We start from the raw sequence: 23,492 nt of genomic DNA, 5'->3' as shown, positions 1-23,492 counted from the left end.
GCTGCGAAAATGCTTTAGCAAAGCTCGATGACCGACCCCGCACCGCCATCAGACCGCCCGATCGGCCCCGCCATCGCCCATGGCCTACGCGGGCGGTGCCCGGCCTGCGGCGAAGGGCGCATGTTCGCCCGCTTCCTCAAGGCAACGCCTGCCTGCCCCGCCTGCGGTCTGGCGCTCGACGGGCATCAGGCGGATGATTTCCCCGCCTATATCGTCATCCTGCTGCTGGGCCACACATTGGTGCCGCTGATGATAGAGGTGAACGCGGCGCTCCACGTCCCGCTGCTGTGGCAGGCGCTGATCTGGCCGACGCTGGCGATCATTCTGGCGGTGGCGATGATTCAGCCGGTCAAGGGCGCGGTCATCGCGGTTCAGTGGAGCCGGCGCATGGCCGGTTTTTCCTGATCCGCCCTGTTCCGGCGGGTTCAGAGCGGTTTTTCGATCTGATTGGATCAGATTGCCGCTCTAAGCTCTTTGTTTGCCGCAATTTCTTAACCAGCGATCGATCCCGATCGCTTGGAAATTGCTCTAGGCGCGCCGCTTCATTCCGGACGGCGCAGGAAATTCAGCTCCATCGCCTCGCGCAGCGTTTCGTCGATCTCCCGCCGCCCTTCGGCGCCATGGGTGACGACGGTGGTATCGCAGGTCGCGACGCACACGCCCTTCTGGAAACCCGCCGAACTGATGGTCCAGCTGGTCCGGCCGATATGACCGATCGCGCAATGCACTTCGAACGGATAGGGGAAATGCGATTCCTCGATGAAGTTCAGGTTCACATTGGCGACCAGCCAGCGCACGCCCTGTTCCTGCGGATGACGGCCCAGATGATGGTGGAACCGGATGCGCGCCGTTTCGAAGATACCGGAAATCGCCACATTGTTGATGTGGCCCATGGTGTCGAGATCCTGGAACCGGGTGTCGATGCTGGTCACGAAGCGATAGGCTTCGGGACTGAATCGCCAGGATTCGGGTTTGGCCATGTCCTGTTTTATCCCTGTTTATGATTGGCCCCATGTCTTAGCCGGGATGGCGGTCGATGCAATCGTGCCGATAAAAATGACGTCGGTGCGGCCTTTTGGACACATATGACATTTATGTGGCAACGAAATGTTTCGCGTGGGGCAGATGGACTTGCCCATGCCCACCCCCTAATTTCGCGACCGATATGATAATGGGATCGACGCGCCGCGATCCGCCGCCCCTTTTCCGAACGGGCGGCGCCGTGCCGCGCAGGGGACATGATATGCAGCGTTACAGCCGGACCGCCATTTTCCTGCATTGGGCGATCGCCGCCCTGCTCGCCTTTCAGATCAGCGTCGGCTGGGCGCTGGATGACCTTGGCGCACGCGGATTTTCGCTGTTCCAGCTGCATAAATCTATCGGCATCACGGTCCTGCTGCTGACGCTGCTGCGCGTCGCGGTCCGCTACTGGAAACCGCGCCCGGCAAAGCTGGAGGGCGGATGGCAGGGCGCGCTGGCGTCCGCCGTCCATGTCGGCCTCTATGCCTTCATGCTGGGCGCGCCGCTGACCGGCTGGGCGCTGGTATCGACGGCGAAGGTGAAGGTGCCGACGCTGATCTTCGGCACCATTCCCCTGCCCCACATGCCGCTGCCCGCCGACAGTCACGCTCTGGCGGAAAATGGCCATGCGCTGCTGGCGTGGCTGGGCATCGCTCTCTTCCTGCTGCATGTCGCGGGCGCGCTGCGCCATCATCTGCTGATGCGCGATGGGTTGATATGGCGGATGATGCCCGCCCGCTCGCCGCTGCTGCTGGTGGGTCTGCCCGCGCTCATCCTGATCGGCTTCATCGCCGGTCGCGCCATCCTGCCCGCGCCCAGACCCGCGCCCGCCGCTCAGGCCACCGCCCCCGACAACGCGATCGAACCCGCAAATGCGGCCGAAGCACAGGCGCCGAACGCCGCCTTGCCCGCAGACGATGCCGCCACAAACGCAACGCAGCCTGCCACGGCGGAGGAACCCGCCGGTCCGCCCCCCACATGGACCGTCCAGCCCGGCGGCCGCATCGGCTTTACCGTCGGCAATGATGGCGACATGATCAGCGGCAGCTTTGCGAAATGGACCGCGGCCATCGTCATGGACCCCGACCATCCCGACAGCGCCGACATAAAGGTGACGATCGACATGGCATCGGCCAGCGTGGGCGACGCCTATAAGGACGGGATGCTGCCGGGCGACGAATTTTTCGGCGTCGCCGCCCATCCGACCGCGACCTTCGTGGCAAAGGGCGCCCAGGCGACCGGCCCTGGCAGCTATCGCGCCAGCGGCACGCTGACGCTCAGGGGCGTGTCGAAGCCGCAGACCATCCGCTTCACTTTGTCGGGCAAGGACGCCACGCGAAAGGTGTTGGGCAACGCCACCATCGCCCGCGCCGCCTTTGGCGTTGGCAATGGCGACAGCAGCGGCGGCCTTGCGCCACAGGTGGCGGTGACCTTCGCCTTCACTGCGCGACGGAAGTAAATCGCCGCTGACAGAGCCGCTCGATCAGCCTGATCGGGACAAATCATTGCGCGTTGCCATGGCCCAAATGGTACAATCTTGCCTTGGCGGCCATAAAAGCGTAGGCGCGGCCCCTATTTTATCTTGCGCGAAGGAGAACAGACGTGGCGGCGAAGTGGACGCCGGAAAGCTGGCGGAGCCAAAAGGGCATTCAGATGCCCTTTTATCGTAATCAGGAGGCGCTTGCCTCGGTAGAAGCCCAGCTTGGCCAGTTTCCGCCGCTCGTCTTTGCGGGCGAGGCGCGTAATCTGAAGGCGGATCTGGCAAAGGTCGTGACCGGCGACGCCTTCCTGCTTCAGGGCGGCGATTGCGCGGAAAGCTTCGCGGAATTCCATCCGAACAACATCCGCGACACGTTCCGCGTGCTGCTTCAGATGGCGGTGGTCCTCACCTTCGCGTCGAAGCTGCCGGTGGTGAAGGTCGGCCGCATGGCGGGCCAGTTCGCAAAGCCCCGTTCGGCCGATACCGAAACGATCGGCGGCGTGGAACTGCCCAGCTATCGCGGCGACAATGTGAACGACATCGCCTTCACGCCGGAAGCGCGCGAGCCGGACCCGGAACGGATGATCCGCGCCTATAACCAGTCGGCGGCGACGCTCAATCTGGTGCGCGCCTTCTCGACCGGGGGCTATGCGAGCCTTGATCGCGTTCATGGCTGGATGCTCGATTTCATGGGCCGTTCGCCCTGGGCGGCGAAGTTCGAGGCGATGGCCGATCAGATCGGTCAGGCGCTCGACTTCATGCGCGCCTGCGGCCTTGACGCGGACACCGTGCCCCAGCTTGGCGGGACCAGCTTCTACACCAGCCATGAAGCGCTGCTGCTGCCGTTCGAACAGGCGCTGACCCGTCAGGATTCGCTGACCGGCGACTGGTACGACACGTCGGCGCACATGCTGTGGATCGGCGACCGCACCCGTTTCGAAGGGTCGGCCCATGTCGAATATCTGCGCGGCATCGGCAATCCCATCGGCATGAAGTGCGGCCCGTCGCTTGAGCCGGACGCGCTGCTGCGCCTGCTGGACGTACTGAACCCGGCGCGCGAAGCCGGTCGCATCACGCTCATCACCCGCTATGGCCATGACAAGATCGAAGCGGGCCTGCCCAAGCTGGTCCGCGCGGTCCTGCGCGAAGGGCATCCGGTGGTCTGGTCCTGCGATCCGATGCACGGCAACGTCATCAAGGCGGCCAATGGCTACAAGACCCGCCCCTTCGACCGCATCCTGGCCGAAGTGCGCGGCTTCTTCGCGGTCCACCGCGCCGAAGGCAGCTTTGCTGGCGGCATCCATGCCGAAATGACGGGCCAGAATGTGACGGAATGCACCGGCGGCGCCATCGCCATCACCGATGAAGGCCTGGCCGACCGTTACCACACTCATTGCGATCCGCGCCTCAACGCGGCGCAGAGCCTCGAACTCGCGTTCCTCCTCGCGGAAATGCTGAACGAGGAACTGAAGGAACGCCGCGCCGCAGCCTGAACAGGAAAAGGGGCCGGATCACATGATCCGGCCCCTTTTTTTTGTACGCGTACAAACGCCGTTCGCTTCGCGCTTGGAGCGGTTTTCGATCTGATTGGATCAGATGACCGCTCTAAATTCTTTGTTTACCGCGATGTCTTAACCAGCGATCAATCCCGATCGCTTGGAAATCGCTCTAGTCGACAAGCAGGGTGCGCTGCCCTTGCCGGCATCCCGGCTCCACGATCCTGCGCGCACGAATCGGATCAGCCCGCAGCCCGCACCACCACGATATTCATTGCAGCCCCACCTTGGGCAATCGCGATCAGCCGGTCGACATTGGGGTGCGCACCCGGCCGGGCGCGTGCATCGGACACATGCTCCGCAAACACCGCCAGCCCATGCGTCGCCGCCGCGACATCCAGCGCCCCGAACGCCTGCGCCAGATAATGGTACAGCGCCAGCGATCCCTGCTTGCCCGGCTGGTTCTCGATCGTCGCCACCACCGCGCCGTCCGCATCGGTCAGGTCGATATGCGACAGCCCGTCGATCGGCGGCAACATCGCCAGATTATCCTTGAACGTCGCGCCCGGTTCGATCTGTGCCAGCATATATTGTTCCCGCTTTGTTGGTCGCGGCGGCCTGTCGCATCTTATCGCGCGCGACGCAATCGGCGGCCCGCTTCGCGACGCCGACCATGACGGACAAGGGATGGTTCCCCGCCGTTCCCCTCCCGCGAGCGGGAGGGGCAGCAAGACGTGCGCGCGCAGCGCGCTAGTGGCAGCGGGGTGGGCTTTCGCGCCGTACAGCCCACCCCCTAACCCCCTTCCCGTAACGGGAGGTAGATTATGACTCAACCAACATCCCCGGCCCCGGCCAACTCCCCAAAAAGATCCAACATGCCTCACATGCAGGATTTTCTCTGATCTATCCTTGTCGATGGATCGCCCCGCGCCCTTACGCGCCGCCCCGCGTCTTCGCCCGGCGGGCAAGGATGTTCAGCACCTCAACCAATGTGGAAAAAGCCATGGCGGCATAGATATATCCCTTGGGCACATGCACGCCAAAGCCATCGGCGATCAGCACCGCGCCGATCATCAGCAGGAAACCGAGCGCCAGCATCACCACGGTCGGGTTCTTGGCAATGAAATTGGCCAGCGGGTCGGCCGCGATCAGCATCACGGTCACCGCCACGATGACGGCAATATACATGACCGCAAGGTTATCGGTCATACCCACCGCCGTCAGAATGGAATCGAGCGAAAAGATCATGTCCAGCAGGATGATCTGCGTGATCGCCGCGCCGAACGTAATGGTCGCCACGCCCTTTTTGTCCAGCACGCCGTCGGCCGGGGCGGGATCGACATTATGATGGATTTCCTTCGTCGCCTTCCAGATCAGGAACAGCCCGCCGCCGATCAGGATCATGTCGCGCCACGAAAATTCGGTTTCGAACGTCGGCGCACCATGCGGATCAAGCGGCCCGGAAAAGCCCAGGTCGAACACCGGCTGGGTCAGCCCCACGATCCACGCGATCATCGACAACAGCACCAGCCGCATGATCAGCGCCAGCCCGATGCCGATCTTGCGCGCCTTTGGCCGCTGCGCTTCGGGCAGTTTGTTGGTCAGGATGGAAATGAAGACCAGATTATCGATGCCCAGCACCACTTCCATCACCACCAGCGCGATCAGCGCGGCAAGGGCCGTGGGGTCGGTAAAGGCGGTGATCAGGCTGTCCATATCGCTCCTTCTGGCATGCCGTTCGACACGGCATCGCAACGTTTCGGGCAACGATGCGCGCGCGCGCCGGTTCCGCTAGACATTGTTTGTCACATGACAACGCTAACAAGTCGCACAGGATGCCGTCCGCCGCTGGACTAGGGCCTTTCCCTGCCCTAGCGAGACGGGCATTGTCCTTTTACCTGGGGTTCGACCGTATCGGCCGCGCTCCTTCGCCCACCTTATGAAAGGCGTTTCATGGCCCGCACCACCCTGACCCGTTTCCTGATCGAACAGCAGCGCAACGCCAATGCCCTGCCCGGCGAATTGCGGCTACTGATCGAAACGGTGGCCCGCGCGTGCAAGACGATCAGCCATGCGGTCAGCAAGGGCGCGCTGGGCGAAGTGCTGGGCAGCCTGGACAGCGAAAATGTGCAGGGCGAAGTGCAGAAGAAACTGGACGTCATCGCCAACGAACTGCTGCTCGACGCCAATGAATGGGGCGGTCACCTCGCCGCCATGGCTTCGGAAGAGATGGAGACCATCTATCCCATCCCCAATCGCTATCCCAAAGGCGAATATCTGATGCTGTTCGATCCGATCGACGGGTCCAGCAATATCGACGTCGACCTGTCCGTCGGCACCATCTTCTCGGTGCTCAAGGCGCCCGAAGACTGCGCCGGTCGCGACGTGACGGAGGAAGATTTCCTGCAGGACGGCCGTCAGCAGGTCGCGGCGGGCTACGCCATCTACGGTCCGCAATCGATTCTGGTGCTCAGCGTCGGCACCGGCGTCTATGAATTTACGCTCGACCGCGAAGTCGGCAGCTGGGTGTTGACCGACGCGGACATGAAGATGCCGCAGGGCAAGTGCGAATTTGCCATCAACATGTCCAACCGCCGCCAATGGTCGCCCGCCATCGCCCGTTATGTCGACGAACGCGTGCTGGGCGCGGCCGGGCCGTGCGGCAAGGATTACAATATGCGCTGGACTGCGTCGATGGTGGCGGACGTGCATCGCATCCTCAAGCGCGGCGGCATCTTCATGTATCCCTATGATCACCGCACGCCGGGCAAGGCAAAGCTGCGCCTGATGTATGAAGCCAATCCGATGAGCTATCTGATCGAACAGGCGGGCGGCGCGTCGTCCGACGGCTTCATGCCGATCATGGACGTCCCGGCAAAGGGCCTGCACCAGCGCGTGGGCGTGGTGCTGGGCGACAGCGCCGAAGTCGCGGCCGTGGTCGCCTATGGCAGGGAAATGGTCCCGGCCTGATCCGGAACGGGGGGATGCCTGAAGCATCGTGCGTAAAAGTGGGAACCGGTTTTGCGCACGATGCCACCGCAAAAGCTTGGAGCGCGCGACATGCGCCTCATGTAACGTAGCGCGCTCCAGCCTCCTCCGTTCATTTTGCGCCTGCCTACCTCGGTTCGTTCCGCGCCTGCCCCACGTTCTTTTCGCGCCCGCTTCCCCCGTTCGTTTCGAGCGAAGTCGAGAAACGACTGGCATCGCGCCATGAACAGGGGACCGAAAAAGCAGGCGCCATGAAATGAAAAAAGGTGGGGAAAAGAAAAAGGGGGGAGAGCGACATCGCTCAAATCCCCCCTGCTTCGGCTCGCCGTGCCGGTTTTAACCGGCGGCTCCTCTCCAGAAACTTGTTTTGAGGCGCGCCGAACAGCCAGATCGCCTTAGCGAACCTCGATGACAAAAAAAAGGCCGATCGCAAGACCGGCCTGAAAGTTTTTAGGAGAGGATGCCTGAAAGGCACAGTCCTTCTGTCCTCATCAGCGATCCGGCGCAAATGCGAAGCGCGAAACCATGGTTGCATCAAATGCAATCCATTGCGCAAAGCCGCGTTTCACGACACTTGCGGTAAAGATATTATCAGGGCTTTGCCGCTATCGGATGCGGATGCACGCAACGACCGGACTTCATGCCGCGACGAACAGCCCGATTCGCTATCGCCGCGATATCGACGGGCTCCGGGCGCTCGCCATCCTGCCCGTGCTGCTGTTCCATGCTCATGTCCCCGGCTTTTCCGGCGGCTATGTCGGCGTCGACATCTTCTTCGTCATATCGGGCTATCTGATCACCGGCATCATCGCCCGCGAAATCGATCTGGGCCGCTTTTCCCTGATCCGTTTCTACGAACGGCGTTTCCGCCGCATCATGCCCGCCCTGTCGCTGATGATCCTGGCGGTCCTGTGCGCCGCGGCATGGCTTTACCTGCCCGGCGATCTGGAAAGCGTGCCGAAATCCGCGCTGGCCGCCACGCTGTTCCTGTCGAACCTCTGGTTCTTCACCGACACCGGCTATTTCGCGGGCGGCGCGGACGTAAAGCCCCTGCTTCAGACATGGTCGCTGGCGGTGGAGGAACAATATTATATCGGCTTTCCGATCCTGCTGATGCTGCTCGCCCGCTATGCGCCACGCTGGCGGACGGCGGCGGTGGCAGGCATCGCCATTCTCTCGCTGGTCATCGCCATCGCCATGCAGCGCGACACCAGCGGCTTCACCTTCTATCTGCTGCCCGCCCGCGCATGGGAATTATTCACCGGGGCGCTGCTGGCGCTGGGTGCGGTCCCCGCCATCGGTGCCCGCTGGCTGCGCGAAGCCCTTGCCCTGTGCGGCCTCTGCGCGATCGGCCTTGCCGTCGCCCTCTATGACCGCAACACCATCTTCCCCGGCGTCACCGCGCTCGCCCCGGTGCTGGGCGCCGCCGCGCTGATCCATACCGCGCCCGACACGCGCGTCGGCCTGCTGCTGGGGTGGCGTCCGCTGGTCGCTGTCGGCCTCATCTCCTATTCGCTCTATCTGTGGCACTGGCCGCTGATCGTCTTTACTGAATATACGACCGACCGGCCGCTGGCGGGCGGGACGCAGGCGCTGGTCATCGCCCTGTCCCTACTGGCTGGCGCCCTGTCCTGGCGCTTTGTCGAGCGCCCCTTCCGCGACATCCGGCGCATGCCCGCCCGCACCATCTTCCTCTTCACCGGCGCTGCGATGGCCATGCTCTGCGCGGCATCGCTCGCCCTGATGGCAAAGGGCGGCTGGCCCGCCCGCTTCGCGCCGCCGGTGCTGGCGCAGATGGCCGGGCAGAATGATTTCGCCCCCACGCGCAAGTCATGCCACGACAGCTTCCTGCGCAACGCTGCGCCCTGCACGCTGGGCGCGCCCGTGTCGCCCGACGCAATGCTGTGGGGCGACAGCCATGGGGTGGAACTCGCCTATGCCCTGTCGCTCGACGCCCGGAGCCGGGGCCGCGCCCTGATCGAACGCACCACCTCCAGCTGCCCCCCGGTTCTGGACTATGATGCCAAAGATCCCCGCTGCGCCGCCGCCAACCGCGCCGCTTTCGCCGCAATCCGCGCCGACCCGCGCCTGAAACGCATCTATCTGGCTGCCTTCTGGGCCAATGGCGATTTCGACGATCCTGCCTTCGTGGAAAAGCTGGACCGAACCATCGCCGCCATCCGGGCCATGGGACGCGACGTCGTGCTGATCGGCGCCGTGCCGCCCCAGCCCTTCGACGTGCCGCGCCATCTGGCGCATCTGGCGCGGGCCGGACGGCTGAACGCGGCAACCGGCATCGACCGGCAGAGCGTGGAATCCCGCACCGTACACCTACGCGCGCTGTTCACCCGCTGGCGCGATCGCGGTGTCACGCTGATCGATCCGGTCGCCGCTCTGTGCGCCAGTGGGCAATGCATGATCGAACATGACGGCAGGCCGCTCTATTTCGATTCCCATCATCTCAGCGTCACCGGCGCCCGGCTGGTAATCGCAAAGGATGGCTAGGAGACCGGCCCACTCCCCAATCGGCCACCTATAGAATATTGCCGATGGGTAGTGGCAGCGGGCTGATAGCGCGATGCGCCCAAAGGCGCATTCTCAAACGGTCTCTCCCCCTATTCCGCGGCCCCTATTCCGCCGCCAGCGCATAGCCCGATCGCGGCAGTTCGGCCGCCATCGCTTCTGCAATGCGCGTCACGATCCGCTGCATCCGCGCCAGCCCCGCGCCCGGCCCGTCCATCGCCAGGTCCAGATACAGCCTGCGGTCAATTTCCATCTGCATCGCATGCATGCCCTGTTCCGGGCGGCCATGCCGTTCGATCAGATGATCGCCGGCATAGGGGTGGTTCTGCGTCACGTTCAAGTCGTGCCCCGCCGCCACATCGGCCGCCAGCGTCATCAACCGGCCCGTCGCGCTGCGCCCGAACCGGTCGCCCAGCACCATGTCGGGCGCAGGCTGCCCAGCGGCGGGCGGCGACAGCGGCGGCATGGAATGCAGGTCGATCAATATCGCATGGCCATGCGCCTGATGCGCGGCCGTCAACAGGCGGCTGATCGCCATATGATAGGGGCGATGCACCGTTTCGATCCGCCGATGCGCCTCCGCCCATGGCATGGGGCCGCGCCACAGATCATGCGCGCCCGCCAGCCGGCGCGGGAACAGGCCCAGCCCGCCGCGCAGTTTCGCGCTGCTCTGCAACGTCACATGACGCGGCAGGTCGGCGATCATGCCGGGGTCGATTTCCCGTTCATGCCGGTTGAGGTCGATCATCGCCCGCGGCGCCCGCGCCACCAGAACGGTAAAGCCCCGCGCGATCAGCGGATGCGCCAGCAAGTCGACCCAGCGATCCTCCAGTCGGCGCAATATCGGCAATTGCACCCGCGCGGCGCCGATCAGCGCCGCATCATAATCGCGCCCGGCATGCGGCACGGAAATCACGACCGGACGCGTCGGGATCATCGGACCGTAAAGATCAAAGGCCATGTCGCTGAATGTGGGGATGCGCGGCGCGGGATGATCCAATGCGACTCCTTTCGCCGCCGCGTCGAAAAAACTTGTCCGGCTGGCAAATATTTAAACCTTGTCGCATATAAGAAGGACTTGCGCCACCCGCAGGGATGGACGCCAAGTGCCGGGGGACGGCCGAATGAGAATGTTGGGGCAATGATTCGCATTTTATTGGCAGAAGATGATGAAAGCATGCGCACCTATCTGGCGCGCGCGCTGGAACGGTCGGGTTATGACGTCGTGTCGGTCGACACGGGTCTGGCGGCGATGCCGCATATCGAATCGGATCGGTTCGACCTGCTGCTGACCGACATCGTGATGCCGGAAATGGACGGGATCGAACTGGCGCAGCATGCCGCCGCCGTCGCGCCCGACATGCGGATCATGTTCATCACCGGCTTCGCGGCCGTCACGTTGAAGGCCGGGAAGGCCGTGCCGCAGGCAAAGGTGCTTTCGAAACCCTTCCACCTGCGCGATCTGGTGCTGGAGGTCGAACGCATGTTCGGCAACGAAAGCATCCCCGCATCCACCGACACGCCCTGACCCGCATGCCGCGTGCCGGGTTCAGCCCGGCATCGCTTCGGGCATATCGGGCGCCGGTTCCATCGGATGGCCTGCCATCGCGGCCCTGAACCGTTCGCGGTCCAGCCCCTTTTCCCACACCGACACGACGACGGTGGCGACGGCATTGCCCACGAAGTTGGTCAGGCTGCGGCATTCGCTCATGAACCGGTCGACGCCCAGGATCAGCGTCATGCCCGCCACCGGCACCGACGGCACGATGGACAGCGTCGCGGCCAGCGTGATGAAGCCCGCGCCGGTCACGCCCGCCGCGCCCTTGGACGAAATCATCGCCACCAGCAGCAGCAATATCTGCTGCTCCAGGCTCAGATGCACGTTGCACGCCTGCGCGATGAACAGCGCCGCCAGCGTCATATAGATATTCGTGCCGTCCAGATTGAAACTGTACCCCGTCGGCACGACCAGTCCGACCACCGACTTGCGGCACCCCGCGCGCTCCATCTTCTCGATCAGGCTGGGCAGTGCGGCTTCGGACGAAGACGTCCCCAGCACCAGCAGCAATTCGGCCTTCAGATAGCGGATCAGGTGCAGGATGTTGAACCCCACCGCCCACGCCACCGCGCCCAGCACCACCAGCACGAACAGCAGCGACGTCAGATAAAATGTCGCGACCAGCCCGGCCAGGTTCGCCAGCGTCCCCACGCCATATTCTGCGATGGTGAACGCCATCGCGCCGAACGCGCCGATGGGCGCCGCCTTCATCAGGAACGCGACCATCTTGAACACCGCATGGCTGGCCGATTCCAGCACGGTCATCAACGGCTGCGCCTTGTCCCCGATCAGGGTCAGCGCAATGCCGAACAGGATTGCGACGAACAGCACCTGCAAAATATTGCCGTCCGCCACCGCCGACACCATGGTCGATGGGATGATGCTCATCAAAAACCCGGTCAGCGTGCGCTCATGCGCCTGATGGGCGTAATCGGCGACCTTCCCCGCATCCAGCGTGGCCGGATCGATGTTCAGGCCCGATCCGGGCTGCACCACATTGGCGACGATCAGGCCGACGACCAGCGCCAGCGTCGAAAAGGTCAGGAAATAACCGAAAGCTTTCGCCGCGACCCGGCCGATCGCGCCCAGTTCCTTCATCCCCGCGATGCCGGTGACGATGGTTAGGAAAATCACCGGCGCGATGATCATCTTCACCAGCTTGATGAAGGCCTCGCCCAGCGGCTTCAGCTGCTTGCCCGCATCCGGCCAGAAATGGCCGATCAGGACACCCAGCGCGATGGCGAACAGCACCTGAACATAAAGCTGGCGGTAAAATGGAAGCCGTGGCGCCGCCTCAATCGGCGAAGTTGGCGTTGGCAGCATATGACGTGGCGTCCCCCTGTTTGCCCGGCAGCATATGGGCGTCCCCTGCCCTGTCCAGAAGAATATCGATTTCTATCAAATTCCTGCTTGCGCGATGTGACGACCCTCGTTATTGGCCCCCTCCACGGCGGGCGTGTAGCTCAGTGGTAGAGCACTGTGTTGACATCGCAGGGGTCGCAAGTTCAATCCTTGCCACGCCCACCATTGAAAACCCCGGTAGGTCGAAGACCTGCCGGGGTTTTTGATTTCCGGCCTCCGGTGTTGGTCCGGTGTAATCGAACTTGCGGATCACGCCGGCGGCATCGGCAACACCGGAAACGATTCGGAAAGGACCGATCCCGCCCGATCCATTTCCGCATGAAACCCGCCGGACCATGCGCAATCGTCTGGAGCGCCCCCGCGCGCGCCAGCCCCCTCCGGTGTGAAACCGTCATGCGGGCATCGGCGCGCGCCTATACATTGCCCTTTGAAACGCCACCATGTCCCGATCCGGGTTGATCTCCGTCACCCAAGCCAATCGCACCTGATCTCGCCCCTATGCCCTTCGGGCGCCAGCGCCGTGCGCAAGGCTTCCAGCAATGGCGGCAAAGCTTGCGTGAAGGCATAGGGTGGATTGACGATAAACAGACCCGCGCCGTTATAGATGCCGGGCTGCTCGCTATCGTACAGCCAATGTTCCACCACCAGCAATTTCGGGATGCCCAGCTTGCGCAACTGCGCCTTCCATTGCCGATGCGCGGCGCGCTCTTTGAGCGGATACCAGATCACCGTCACGCCATGCGCCCATTTGCGATGCGCGGCAGCGAGCGTGGCGGTGATGCGCGCGCGTTCGTCCGTCTGTTCATAGGGCGGATCGACCACCACCACGCCGCGCGCGGTGCGGGGCGGCAACAGCGCCAGCCAAAGTTCGTAGGCGTCGCGTTCATGCACCGCCGCGCCGGTGTCCCGCATCGCGCCGCGCAGGGTATAGGCGTCTTCCGGATGCTTTTCGTTGAGGATCAGGACATCCTGCGGGCGCATAAGCTGCGCCAGAAATCGCGGCGATCCGGGGTAAAGCCGCGGTTCGCCCGCCTCATTCACCGCCTGTACGGCGGCGCGATAATCGTCCAGCAGGGGGTTCGTGTCTGCAAAGGCCCGCACCACGCCCTGCGTGGCTTCACCAGTGCGCTGCGCCTGATCGCCGCCCAGATCGTACAGCCCGCAACCGGCATGGGTGTCGATCAGGGTGAGCGCACCCTCCTTGAGCTGCAAGGCCCGCACCAGGGCGATGAGGAGGCTGTGCTTCACGACATCGGCGCTGTTGCCGGCATGGAAGGAATGACGATAATTCACTGCGGTTCGAAATCCTGACGATCGGGCTTTAAAGCATCGTTATCTGCGCAAAAAGTGGGCACCGGTTTGCGCAGATAACGATGCGATAACAGATAAGTAGAGCATTTTCGAAGCAGATGGCATCATCTGCCGACCCGGAAGATGCGGAAAAGAGTAGAAGATAGAGGATGATCCGCTTCAGTATGAACGGATCATCCTCTAAACGAACTGCCGGACCTTCTGCAAAGCGAAGTTATGGCCGCTCCGCTTCCGCAGCATCGATATGCCGCCACCGGAACCTGATCCGATCGGCCTGATCCGAACAGCCTGATCCGAACAGCCTGAACCGATGAGCCTGAGCGCGGCTCCGCCGTGACGGCCGTTCTTTTGCGCATCATGCGGGCCATCGGCTGTCCCGGCCCGCCCCGCCATGGCCTGGAACGTCAACCGACTGGTTCAAACGAAATCATCCTCCGAAAGCCTTTTATTCACCCCATTTTGCAATGCCATCCTCGGTTCCGGATGACGTCGAAATGCTTTAGAGCCTGCCGCGATTCAACGGGGCTTGATGGATGATGGCGGACTGCGAAACGATTTCGGGAAAGCGCGTTTTGTTCGTGATGGCGGTGGAGGCCGAATATGGTCCCCATCTGCGTCGGCGCTTCACGCCCCTTCTGACCGGCGTCGGCCCGGTGGAGGCCGCGCTGGTGACCGGCATCGCGCTTGCCGATATGGCGCGGCGGAGCGCCCTGCCCGACCTTGTCGTCAATCTGGGGTCGGCCGGATCGCGCACCTGCCCCCTTGGCGACATCTTCCAGATCGCCAGCGTGTCATGGCGCGACATGGACGCGTCGCGGCTGGGCTTTACGAAGGGGGTGACCCCGCTCACCGATCATCCAGTCGATCTGCCGCTGGCGACCCCGCTGGCGATCCCCACTGCGCGACTTTCCACCGGCGCCAATGTCGTGGGCGGGGATGAATATGCCGCCATCGACGCGGACATGGTCGATATGGAAACATTCGCCATCGCGCGCGCCTGCGATCGGTTCGGCGTGCCGCTGATGGGCCTGCGCGGCGTGTCGGATGGTCCGGGCGAACTCGACCATATCGATGGCTGGATGGAATTGCTGGGCCTGCTGGACGAACGGCTTGCCAACATGGTCGACCTGCTGCCCGCCGCCCTGCTTCAGGCACCCGCCCTCAATTAGAGCATCTCCGAAGCGGATGGCGTCATCGGCTGGCTCGGAAAATGCGGAAAACAAAGCGAAGATAGAGCATAATTCGGCATGAACGGATCATGCTCTAACAGTTGGATGTCACCGCCGCGCTGCGCGGCCATGACAGCTGGTACGTGACCAGCAGCCCGTCATGATCGGATAGGGCCGGATCGCCCGCCTTACCTGTAAACATCGCCTCCACCCTGACCGGCCGGACGGACACCCTGTCGCCGGGCCAGAAAAATTGCAGATCCTGCGTCTCCATCCATGGCTTGTCGCCGGACCAGTTCAGCCGCACCTCGCAATCCGAACCCACCTCCACACAGGTCCGGTGGACCAGATGGAAGGATTGATAGCGGGAAAAATTGTCCCAGCGCGGTTGCGACCGGCGCATGTTGAAATCGCCGCCGAATATCACCGGATAGGCGTCATCATGCGTGCGGTCGATAAAGGCCGACGCCTCCAGCGACTGTCGGTCATGCGCGGCCAGATTGCGCGAATGGGGCGCGCGTGACGCCCCCCTGCTGTTCATATGCGTGTTGTAGAGGTCGACGGGCGTCGGCACGCCGGGAATGGCGATGCGCGCCAGCATGACACCCTTGTTGGCAAGGCAGTCTATCCCCGCGCAGGACCGACGGCCATAGGCATGCATGGCCCCATCGACGATCGGATAGCGCGACGCGATGGCCAGGCCGCTGCCCGTCAGGTGCAGCCCCAGTTCGCCCCGCCTGAAATGGGACCGCCCCGGCAGCGCCTCCTTCGTCACCCCGCGCGCGCGGGTGGTGCGATTCGGCCCCGTGGCGATGGCGGGATAACCGCTGGCCGCCACCGCTGCTTTTGCCGGGCCACTGAACATTTCCTGAAACAGGACGATGTCGGGCGCGCGCCCGTCCCTGCGCAGCGCCGCCAGATGCCGCCCGATGCGGCGCAGGTCGTCCGCCCGCCCCGCCCGCGCGGGCCATCCCAGCCCTTCGATATTATAGCTTAAGACCGACAGCGTCGTGGTGATCCTGTCCGCGTCGGGCGCGTGCAGAACCGGTATGGGGGCGGTGGCGCAGGCCATGATGTGCCGGGGCGATGGCGTCGCGCATCCCGCCGTCCACAATGCCATGGACATGGCGATCAACCCCATGCGGAAACGCGATCCGGTCATGCCCCTGCCCTGTCCGCGCTGCCCTGTCCGCGTCGCCCTGTCGGAGACGGCCTGTCCGCGCCGCCCCATTTTCCTGCCCGATCGACCGCCTATTCGCCCTCGAACGCGATCAGCGCCTGCGCGACCATCCCGTACGCCTCCAGCGCCGCTTTCCCGCCCAGATCGGGCAGGTCCACCGCGAACAGCGCCATCAGCACGCTCGCCCCCTGTTCGCGCAGCAGCTGCGCGGCGGCCAGCGCGGTGCCGCCGGTCGCGATCAGGTCGTCCACCAATATGACGCGCGCGCCTTGGGGCACCTGCCCTTCATGCATTTCCAGACGGTCGGTGCCATATTCCAGCACATAATCGATGCCCACGACCTTGCCGGGCAGCTTGCCCTTCTTGCGAACCGGCACGAACCCCTTGCCCAGCGCATGGGCCAGCGCCGCGCCCAATATGAAGCCGCGCGCCTCTATCCCGACGATCAGGTCCGCGTCCAGCGGGCGGACGACCGTGACCAGCCTGTCGATCAGCTCGGCGAACCCCGGCCCGTCGGCCAGCAGCGTCGTCACGTCGCGAAACATGATGCCGGGCTTGGGGAAATCGGGGATGGTGCGGATCAGGGCGGTCAGGCTGTCGATGCTCATGGCCACGCTCCATAGAGGCTTTTCCAGACAGATGAAATCATCTGCTGGTCAAGAAAAAGCGTCGGAAAAATAAACGAAGGGCGCGGCTCCATTCAGGAACCGCGCCCCTCCTTTTTCCACCAACCGGTCGAACCGCCATGCCACCGCCCTTATGGGAGCAACGACCCGGCCGTGGTCCGATCAGTCAGCGCATCAGGCCGCCTTCTTCTTGTCCGCCCAGATATTCTGATAGGACATATAGGCCAGACCCGTCGCGATCAGCAGGAAGATGATCGTCGCTAGACCCGCGCGATGGCGGTTTTCCAGCTTGGGTTCCGCGGTCCAGGTCAGGAACGCCGCAACGTCCTGCGCCATCTGGTCTACCGTCGCCTTGGTGCCGTCGCCATAGGTCACCTGACCGTCGGCCGACAGCGGCGGCGCCATGGCCAGGTTCAGGTTGGCGAAATAGGGGTTGTAATGCAGCCCCTCCGGCGTCTTGGCATCCGGGAAATGCTTCAGCAATTCGGCGGGCTGCTCCTGATAGCCGGTGATCAGCGAATAGACATAGGCGCTACCATGGTGGCGGGCCTTGGTCATCAGCGACAGGTCCGGCGGGATCGCATTGTTGTTCGCCGCCGCCGCCGCGACATTGTTCGCGAACGGCTTGGGGAAATGATCGGCGGGCACCGGTTCGCGGGTCGCCGCTTCGCCCGTGGCAGAGTCGACCGACGGGGTCTGGATCGCCCACTGTTTGGCGATCGCCTTCACTTCCGCCTCATTATAGCCCAGCGCCTCCAGATCGCGGAACGCCACGAATTTCAGGCTGTGGCATGCCGAACAGACTTCCTTGAACACCTGAAAGCCGCGCTGGAGCTGCTGCTTGTCATATTTGCCGAAGGGGCCGTCGAACGAGAAGCTGACATGTTTGGGGGGCAGGTGGAACTCATGCTCCACCGTCTTGGCGGGCGGCTCCGTCACATAGGAATAGGCACCCACAAGGAAGGAAATGACCAGCCAGCCCGAGAAAAAGAGGCCGACCAGAAATGCGCCGATGCGAACCATATCGTGTCTACCCCTTATTCAGCCGGGACCGCGACGGTTTCGCCGTCGGTCTTGCCATATTTCGCCAGAACGGCCTCGGTGATCGATCCGGGCAGCGGCAGCGGCTTTTCAAAGCGTGAGATCAGCGGAAGGATGATCAGGAAATGGGCGAAATAATAGGCCGCCGCAATCTGGGAGATCATCACGAAGGGTTCTTCGGCAGGTGCGCCGCCGCAATAGCCCAGCACCGCCACGTCGCCCAGCAGTATCCACCAGAATTTGCGGAACATCGGGCGATAACGGCCCGACCGCACCGGCGATGTGTCCAGCCAGGGAAGGAAGAAGAGCAGCAGGATCGATGCGAACATCGCCAGCACGCCCAGCAGCTTTGCCGGCACGAAGAAGAAGTCGACGGTGAAGGCGCGCAGGATCGCGTAGAAGGGCCAGAAATACCATTCGGGCACGATGTGCGCGGGCGTCGAAAGCGGGTTCGCTTCGATATAATTGTCCGGGTGACCCAGGAAATTGGGCGCGAAGAACAACAGGATGGAGAAGCAGATCAGGAATACGCCCGCCCCGAACCCGTCCTTTGCGGTGTAATAGGGGTGGAACGGCACGGTATCCTGCGGCCCCTTCACTTCCACGCCGGTCGGGTTGGAGGAACCCGGAATATGCAGCGCCCAGATGTGGAGGATGATGACCCCCGCAATCACGAAGGGCAGCAGGAAGTGGAGCGAGAAGAAGCGGTTCAGGGATGCGTTGCCGGGCGCGAATCCGCCCAGCAGCCATGTCTGGATCGGTTCGCCCACGACCGGGATCGCGCCGAACAGGCCGGTAATGACCTTCGCCCCCCAATAGGACATCTGCCCCCATGGCAGCACATATCCCATGAAGGCGGTCGCCATCATCAGAAGGAAGATGACGAGGCCGAGCAGCCACACCATTTCGCGCGGCGCCTTGTAGCTACCGAAATAAAGGCCGCGGAAGATGTGGAGATAGACCACGATGAAGAAGAAGCTGGCGCCGTTGGCATGGGCATAGCGCATCAGCCAGCCTGCGTTGACGTCGCGCATCGTCTGTTCGACGGTGCCGAACGCGACCAGATCGTTCGCGCCATAATGCATCGCCATGATGACGCCGGTGACGATCTGGATCACCAGCGCGAGGCCCGCCAGCACGCCGAAATTCCAGAAATAGTTGAGGTTGCGCGGCACCGGATAGCCAGCGCCGACCGCATTGAAGACGAGGCGCGGCAGCGGCAGCTTTTCGTCGACCCACTGCATCACCGGATGCTTGGGGGTATAGTTTTCAGCCCATGGAAAGCTCATGATGGTCCCCCTTACCCAACAAGAATGGCGGTGTCGGAAGTGAAGGCGAACTTCGGAACTTCCAGATTTTTGGGCGCCGGACCTTTGCGGATGCGGGCGGCGGTGTCGTAAGACGACCCGTGGCAGGGGCAGAAATATCCGCCATATTCGCCTTTATTCTCGCCCTCTCCCGCGCCCAGCGGCACACAGCCCAGATGGGTGCACACGCCCATCGTCACCAGCCACTGTTTTTTGCCGTCGACCGTGCGCTCTTCCAGCGTCTGCGGGTCGCGCAGGGTGGATGCGTCCACCTTGTCCGCTTCGGCGATTTCCTTGGGCGTCAACTGCCGCACGAACAGCGGCTGCGACCGGAATGTGGTCTTGATCGCCTGCCCCGGCTGGATCGCCGACAGATCGACCTCGGTCGATGCGAGCGCCAGCACATCCGCGCTGGGGTTCATCTGGTCGATCAGGGGGAGAACCACGGCGACCCCGCCGACCCCGGCGAAGCTGACCGCTGCGATGTTGATGAAATCCCGGCGGCGTACGCCATCTTCGCCGGATGGACCCGTACCGTCTGTTTGTTCAACGATCGCCATGCACCTCTACCCTTGCAAGACTTCCCTGTCACACCGGAATGCCGTTAACGGCCCTGATTATCAAGGGATTTGGATGTCTGGCCTGGGCCGACACCGTTAACCCCCCGGTGTGGTTCGATGGGCGTGATAACCTTACTGCGTCGGCTTTGCCAGTCGCAATATCACCTCCCCTGTTGCAAATGCTCCTGATGCATTATGGCGCTGCCCCATGCGTATCGCCCTTTATCAACCGGAAATTGCCGGCAATGTCGGCGCAATCCTGCGTCTGGCCGCCTGTTTTGCGGTCCCTGTCGACATCATCATGCCCACCGGATTCGCCTTTTCCGACGCGCGCCTGAAACGCGCGGCGATGGATTATGGGCAATCCGCCGACGTCACCCGCCACGCCAATTTCGCGGCATTCGACGCGGATCGGCGGGCGCAGGGCCGCCGTTTGCTGCTGATGAGCGCCCATGCTTCGCAAAAATTGCCGGATGTGCGGTTTCAGGCGGACGACGTGCTGCTGATGGGGTCCGAAAGCGCTGGCGTCCCCGCCGATGTACGGGATATTGCGGATGTCCGCATCCGCATCCCCATGGCACCGGGGTTCCGGTCCCTCAACATCGCCGTTTCGACCGGCATCGCCGTCGCCGAAGCCCTTCGCCAGACCGGAAAGTTCCCCGAATGACCGCCACCCCCCCTGTCCCCGCCGTGCCTTTCGCCCTCGATGCCCGGCAACAGGCTGCGCGCGACTGGTTCGAATCGCTGCGCAACCGCATCTGCGCCGAATTTGAAGCGATCGAACGCGAAGCGGGCGGCGACGCCCGGTTCGACTTCACGCCATGGGACCGCGAAGCCGAAGGGCAGGAACCCGGTCAGGGCGGCGGCGGCGTGCGCGGCGTCATGAAGGGCAGGATTTTCGAGAAGGTCGGCGTCAACATATCGACCGTGGGCGGTGAATTTGCCCCCGCCTTTGCCCAGACCATCCATGGCGCGGCCGAAAATCCCGCCTTCTTCGCCACCGGGATCAGTTTGGTCGCGCATATGGCCAACCCGCATGTGCCCGCCGTGCACATGAACACCCGCTATCTCGTCACCACCAAAAGCTGGTTCGGCGGCGGCGCGGATCTCAACCCGCCCTTGCCCCGCGACGAAGACACCGCCCATTTCCACGATGTGCTGAAATCCGCCTGCGACGCGCATGATGCGGACTATTATCCCCGCTTCAAAACATGGGCGGACGAATATTTCTTCATCCCCCATCGCAACGTCCATCGCGGCGTGGGCGGCATTTTCTACGATCATCTCGAATGTGCGGACGATGCGGCCTTCGACGCCCATTTCGCCTTCACCCGCTCGGTCGGCGACGCCTTCCTCGCCGCCTTCACCCCCATCGTGCGGCGGCGGATGGACGATGCCTGGACCGATGCCGACTATCGCACCATGCTCGAATGGCGCGGCCGCTACGCCGAATTCAATCTGGTGCATGATCGCGGCACGCTGTTCGGCCTCAAGACCGGCGGCAATATCGACGCCATTCTGATGAGCCTGCCGCCGATGGCGAGTTGGAGCTGATGCCCTTCATCCCCGTGGAACCGGGCATGGTGGCGACGGTGGTCACTCATCTGGAAATGCGCGAACGCCCCAGGCCCGCGCCCATCCCGCCCGCGCCCCTGCGCCTCGTCCCGTGGAAAGCGCCCGACCCGGACGCCTATCGCGCCCTGTTCCGCCGCGTCGGCGCGCCATGGCTGTGGTTTTCGCGCCTCGTGATGCCCGACGCGGAACTGGCCGCCATCCTCCACGACCCGGCGGTGGAGGTCTTTGCCGTCACCGATCCGCGCGGCACCGAAGTCGGCCTGCTGGAACTGGATTTTCGCAAACTGCCCGACTGCGAGCTTGGCTTTTTCGGGCTTGTGCCGGAATTGAATGGCAAGGGGCTGGGCCGCTGGCTGATGGCGCAGGCGAAATCGCTGGCATGGCGCAAGGGGGTGGATCGTTTCTGGGTCCACACCTGCACGCTGGACAGCCCCGCCGCGCTCGGCTTCTACATGAAATCGGGCTTCACGCCCTATGGCCGGGACATCGAAACCTTCGCCGACCCCCGGCTGGCGGGCATCCTGCCCCGCGACGCCGCGCCGCACATACCCCTGCTGGACGTGTAAGAGGCCGTCACGCAATGCGCGCAAGAGCGCATTTCGTGGCGGCCCCCGCCCGCTGGCGCATATCAAAAATCACCGAAACACGTCGGTCACATCCTGCGGCAACGCCTGCCGGTACAGCCGCGCCAGCATCACCAGCATATAGACCTGCACCACAGCGGACACCGCCGCCCCGGCGATGCCCCCTGCCAGCCGCGCGCCGTCCGGCCCGGCGACCAGCCCGCCCAGCGATCCGATGATCGCCTGCGCCGCCGACCCGGCGATGGTGGACAACAGCATGACGACCACCAGAAAACCGAACAGCCGCCCGAAATGCCCCCTGGTCAGCGCCCATGCCCGGCGCAGCGAATCCATCACGCCCAACCTGCCGTCGATGACCACCGGGTTCAGCAGCACCAGCCGGATGCTCGCATAGAAAACCACGCCCGCCGCGCCAAAGCCCAGCAGCATGCTGACCGCCGCCGCCATCTGCTTGGACGCAAGGGCGATCGCTACGCCCACGACAGCCGCGATCACGAACAGCGCCGCAACCGCCCCCACCGCGACCAGCGCCGTGCCGATCAGCACCGGCAGCCGGGCGAAGCTCATGCGCAACGCTTCCCCCACGCTGATGCCGGGGCGCAGCGCCAGCGCGAACAGCGCCAGCGACCCGAACCAGATCAACAGGATCGTGATCACCATGGCCAGCCCGAAACCGGGCGGCATGGCGGGGATCGTGTCGGCCTTTGGCTGTGCGAGCCATGCCTGCAATTGCGGCGGCGTCATTTCCTGAAGGATGAGGCCGGGCAGCGCCACGAACAGCAGCGCCACGGGAAACAGCAGCGCCGCTTCGCGCGCGACAAAGGCCGTCGCCTCTTCCCACGCCTTGCCGATCGACATTGTCGCCATATCTATGCTGCCTGCCCCATGATGCTGATTGTGCGGCGCGAGACTTGATCGCTCGCCCCGCGCAAGTCAAGGAAGCCACCATGCCCGATCCGACACCCGATCTTCCTGCCGCCCTGCCCTTTCCCGCCGCCGTCGAATGGCGGGTGGATCCGGGCCTTGTCGATTATCCCGCCGCGCTCGCGGATATGGAGGCCCGCGCCGCCGCCATCCATGCGGGCGAAGCGGCCGAACGGGTGTGGCTGCTCGAACATGCCCCGCTCTATACCGCGGGCACCAGCGCCGATCCGGCCGAACTGCTCGACCCGCGCTTTCCCGTGCATGATGCCGGGCGCGGCGGGCGCTACACCTATCACGGGCCGGGCCAGCGCATCGGCTATCTCAACATCGATCTTGGCCATCGGGGCAAGGATGTCCGCAACTTCGTCCACCATCTGGAAGGCTGGATGATCGCGGCGCTGGGCGATCTTGGCATAGCGGCCCGCCGTGCCGAAGGACGGATCGGCATCTGGACGGACGATCCCCATGGGCGGGAAGCCAAGATCGGCGCGCTGGGCATCCGTGTGCGCCGCTGGGTGACGCTGCACGGCTTTGCCATCAACGTCGATCCCGACCTGTCCCATTTCGGGGGCATCGTGCCGTGCGGGATCAGCGAATTTCCCGTCACCAGCATCGCCGCATTGCGCGGCAACGCTTCCATGGCCGCGCTCGATGCGGCGTTGAAGGCACATTTTCCCGCCTTTCTCAGCCGCTTGGCCCGCTGCGGCACGGGGCTTGAGCAATGCGATACGGCCAGCTAGGGTCGCGCCTTATTTTCCGGTGGGGGGCCGCCGGGCTGTCGATTGTTT

Annotated in this window: 23 protein-coding genes and 1 tRNA gene; 12 read left to right on the top strand and 12 right to left on the bottom strand. The window is 63.7% G+C overall.

What is annotated here, in order from left to right; genetic code table 11:
• The first annotated feature begins 27 nt into the window (after positions 1-27).
• A complete protein-coding gene (locus ACOJSJ_RS13675) occupies positions 28-405 on the top strand; it encodes a DUF983 domain-containing protein (RefSeq protein WP_420145524.1) in 378 nt (125 codons plus the stop codon).
• A 137-nt stretch (positions 406-542) separates the two neighbouring features.
• Here ACOJSJ_RS13675 and ACOJSJ_RS13670 read toward each other — a convergent pair whose 3' ends face one another.
• Positions 543-980, bottom strand: coding sequence for an acyl-CoA thioesterase (locus ACOJSJ_RS13670; protein ID WP_420145523.1), 438 nt, complete (start codon positions 978-980; stop codon positions 543-545).
• A 263-nt stretch (positions 981-1,243) separates the two neighbouring features.
• Here ACOJSJ_RS13670 and ACOJSJ_RS13665 point away from each other — a divergent pair, with 263 nt between their 5' ends.
• Together ACOJSJ_RS13665 and ACOJSJ_RS13660 are read left to right on the top strand one after the other, a co-directional pair.
• Positions 1,244-2,479 (top strand): YceI family protein, encoded by a 1,236-nt coding sequence (locus tag ACOJSJ_RS13665; protein ID WP_420145522.1) that lies wholly within the window; start codon positions 1,244-1,246, stop codon positions 2,477-2,479.
• Between the two features lie 143 nt (positions 2,480-2,622).
• Entirely contained in the window at positions 2,623-3,993 is a 1,371-nt protein-coding gene (locus ACOJSJ_RS13660) for a class II 3-deoxy-7-phosphoheptulonate synthase (protein ID WP_420145521.1), read from the top strand.
• A gap of 245 nt (positions 3,994-4,238) precedes the next feature.
• Here ACOJSJ_RS13660 and ACOJSJ_RS13655 read toward each other — a convergent pair whose 3' ends face one another.
• Together ACOJSJ_RS13655 and ACOJSJ_RS13650 are read right to left on the bottom strand one after the other, a co-directional pair.
• Positions 4,239-4,583, bottom strand: a complete 345-nt coding sequence (locus ACOJSJ_RS13655) for a DUF2322 family protein (RefSeq protein ID WP_420145520.1) — start codon at positions 4,581-4,583, stop codon at positions 4,239-4,241.
• A gap of 346 nt (positions 4,584-4,929) precedes the next feature.
• Positions 4,930-5,712 (bottom strand): TerC family protein, encoded by a 783-nt coding sequence (locus tag ACOJSJ_RS13650; RefSeq protein WP_420145519.1) that lies wholly within the window; start codon positions 5,710-5,712, stop codon positions 4,930-4,932.
• Positions 5,713-5,949: 237 nt separating this feature from the next.
• Here ACOJSJ_RS13650 and ACOJSJ_RS13645 point away from each other — a divergent pair, with 237 nt between their 5' ends.
• Both ACOJSJ_RS13645 and ACOJSJ_RS13640 read left to right on the top strand, forming a co-directional pair.
• Positions 5,950-6,966, top strand: a complete 1,017-nt coding sequence (locus ACOJSJ_RS13645) for a class 1 fructose-bisphosphatase (RefSeq protein ID WP_420145518.1) — start codon at positions 5,950-5,952, stop codon at positions 6,964-6,966.
• Positions 6,967-7,602: 636 nt separating this feature from the next.
• A complete protein-coding gene (locus ACOJSJ_RS13640; RefSeq protein WP_420145517.1) occupies positions 7,603-9,489 on the top strand; it encodes an acyltransferase family protein in 1,887 nt (628 codons plus the stop codon).
• A 124-nt stretch (positions 9,490-9,613) separates the two neighbouring features.
• Here the strand turns inward: ACOJSJ_RS13640 and ACOJSJ_RS13635 are convergent, their stop codons facing one another.
• Positions 9,614-10,507, bottom strand: coding sequence for an N-formylglutamate amidohydrolase (locus tag ACOJSJ_RS13635; protein ID WP_420145516.1), 894 nt, complete (start codon positions 10,505-10,507; stop codon positions 9,614-9,616).
• Positions 10,508-10,648: 141 nt separating this feature from the next.
• On the opposite strand from ACOJSJ_RS13635, the gene cpdR reads away from it, so the two are divergent.
• Entirely contained in the window at positions 10,649-11,035 is a 387-nt protein-coding gene (cpdR, locus tag ACOJSJ_RS13630; RefSeq protein WP_420145515.1) for a cell cycle two-component system response regulator CpdR, read from the top strand.
• A 21-nt stretch (positions 11,036-11,056) separates the two neighbouring features.
• On the opposite strand, the gene ACOJSJ_RS13625 is transcribed toward cpdR, so the two are convergent.
• Entirely contained in the window at positions 11,057-12,388 is a 1,332-nt protein-coding gene (locus ACOJSJ_RS13625) for a dicarboxylate/amino acid:cation symporter (protein ID WP_420145514.1), read from the bottom strand.
• 129 nt (positions 12,389-12,517) lie between these two features.
• Here ACOJSJ_RS13625 and ACOJSJ_RS13620 point away from each other — a divergent pair.
• Positions 12,518-12,592, top strand: a tRNA-Val gene (locus ACOJSJ_RS13620).
• 300 nt (positions 12,593-12,892) lie between these two features.
• On the opposite strand, the gene ACOJSJ_RS13615 is transcribed toward ACOJSJ_RS13620, so the two are convergent.
• Positions 12,893-13,720 (bottom strand): 23S rRNA (adenine(2030)-N(6))-methyltransferase RlmJ, encoded by an 828-nt coding sequence (locus ACOJSJ_RS13615; protein ID WP_420145513.1) that lies wholly within the window; start codon positions 13,718-13,720, stop codon positions 12,893-12,895.
• A 551-nt stretch (positions 13,721-14,271) separates the two neighbouring features.
• On the opposite strand from ACOJSJ_RS13615, the gene ACOJSJ_RS13610 reads away from it, so the two are divergent.
• On the top strand, positions 14,272-14,907 hold the full coding sequence (locus ACOJSJ_RS13610; RefSeq protein ID WP_420145512.1) for a 5'-methylthioadenosine/S-adenosylhomocysteine nucleosidase: 636 nt from the start codon (positions 14,272-14,274) through the stop codon (positions 14,905-14,907).
• A 94-nt stretch (positions 14,908-15,001) separates the two neighbouring features.
• Here ACOJSJ_RS13610 and ACOJSJ_RS13605 read toward each other — a convergent pair whose 3' ends face one another.
• The 5 genes from ACOJSJ_RS13605 to petA form a co-directional block, all read right to left on the bottom strand.
• The gene (locus tag ACOJSJ_RS13605) at positions 15,002-16,069 is read right to left on the bottom strand and encodes an endonuclease/exonuclease/phosphatase family protein (protein WP_420145511.1); all 1,068 of its coding nucleotides are present in this window, start codon (positions 16,067-16,069) and stop codon (positions 15,002-15,004) included.
• Between the two features lie 89 nt (positions 16,070-16,158).
• Complete coding sequence (locus tag ACOJSJ_RS13600; protein WP_420145510.1) at positions 16,159-16,695, bottom strand: adenine phosphoribosyltransferase; 537 nt, start codon at positions 16,693-16,695, stop codon at positions 16,159-16,161.
• A 192-nt stretch (positions 16,696-16,887) separates the two neighbouring features.
• Positions 16,888-17,736, bottom strand: coding sequence for a cytochrome c1 (locus ACOJSJ_RS13595; RefSeq protein WP_420145509.1), 849 nt, complete (start codon positions 17,734-17,736; stop codon positions 16,888-16,890).
• Between the two features lie 14 nt (positions 17,737-17,750).
• Positions 17,751-19,043 (bottom strand): cytochrome b, encoded by a 1,293-nt coding sequence (locus ACOJSJ_RS13590; RefSeq protein WP_420145508.1) that lies wholly within the window; start codon positions 19,041-19,043, stop codon positions 17,751-17,753.
• An 11-nt stretch (positions 19,044-19,054) separates the two neighbouring features.
• A complete protein-coding gene (petA, locus tag ACOJSJ_RS13585; protein ID WP_420145507.1) occupies positions 19,055-19,621 on the bottom strand; it encodes a ubiquinol-cytochrome c reductase iron-sulfur subunit in 567 nt (188 codons plus the stop codon).
• Positions 19,622-19,829: 208 nt separating this feature from the next.
• Between petA and ACOJSJ_RS13580 the strand changes: the two genes are divergently transcribed.
• The 3 genes from ACOJSJ_RS13580 to ACOJSJ_RS13570 are packed head-to-tail and all read left to right on the top strand — an operon-like array spanning position 19,830 to position 21,762.
• A complete protein-coding gene (locus tag ACOJSJ_RS13580; RefSeq protein WP_420145506.1) occupies positions 19,830-20,288 on the top strand; it encodes a tRNA (cytidine(34)-2'-O)-methyltransferase in 459 nt (152 codons plus the stop codon).
• Positions 20,285-21,175: an oxygen-dependent coproporphyrinogen oxidase gene (gene hemF, locus ACOJSJ_RS13575; RefSeq protein ID WP_420145505.1), complete on the top strand. Its 891-nt coding sequence runs from the start codon at positions 20,285-20,287 to the stop codon at positions 21,173-21,175. Before ACOJSJ_RS13580 ends, hemF begins: the two co-directional genes overlap by 4 nt.
• The gene (locus ACOJSJ_RS13570) at positions 21,175-21,762 is read left to right on the top strand and encodes a GNAT family N-acetyltransferase (protein ID WP_420145504.1); all 588 of its coding nucleotides are present in this window, start codon (positions 21,175-21,177) and stop codon (positions 21,760-21,762) included. Before hemF ends, ACOJSJ_RS13570 begins: the two co-directional genes overlap by 1 nt.
• Before the next feature lie 69 nt (positions 21,763-21,831).
• Here ACOJSJ_RS13570 and ACOJSJ_RS13565 read toward each other — a convergent pair whose 3' ends face one another.
• On the bottom strand, positions 21,832-22,647 hold the full coding sequence (locus ACOJSJ_RS13565) for a hypothetical protein (RefSeq protein ID WP_420145503.1): 816 nt from the start codon (positions 22,645-22,647) through the stop codon (positions 21,832-21,834).
• A gap of 80 nt (positions 22,648-22,727) precedes the next feature.
• On the opposite strand from ACOJSJ_RS13565, the gene lipB reads away from it, so the two are divergent.
• The gene (gene lipB, locus ACOJSJ_RS13560; protein ID WP_420145502.1) at positions 22,728-23,444 is read left to right on the top strand and encodes a lipoyl(octanoyl) transferase LipB; all 717 of its coding nucleotides are present in this window, start codon (positions 22,728-22,730) and stop codon (positions 23,442-23,444) included.
• Positions 23,445-23,492: the final 48 nt, after the last annotated feature.

The organism is Sphingobium sp. (assembly GCF_048594625.1).
Lineage (GTDB): Bacteria > Pseudomonadota > Alphaproteobacteria > Sphingomonadales > Sphingomonadaceae > Sphingobium.
This window is presented reverse-complemented; position numbering and strand designations above follow the sequence as displayed.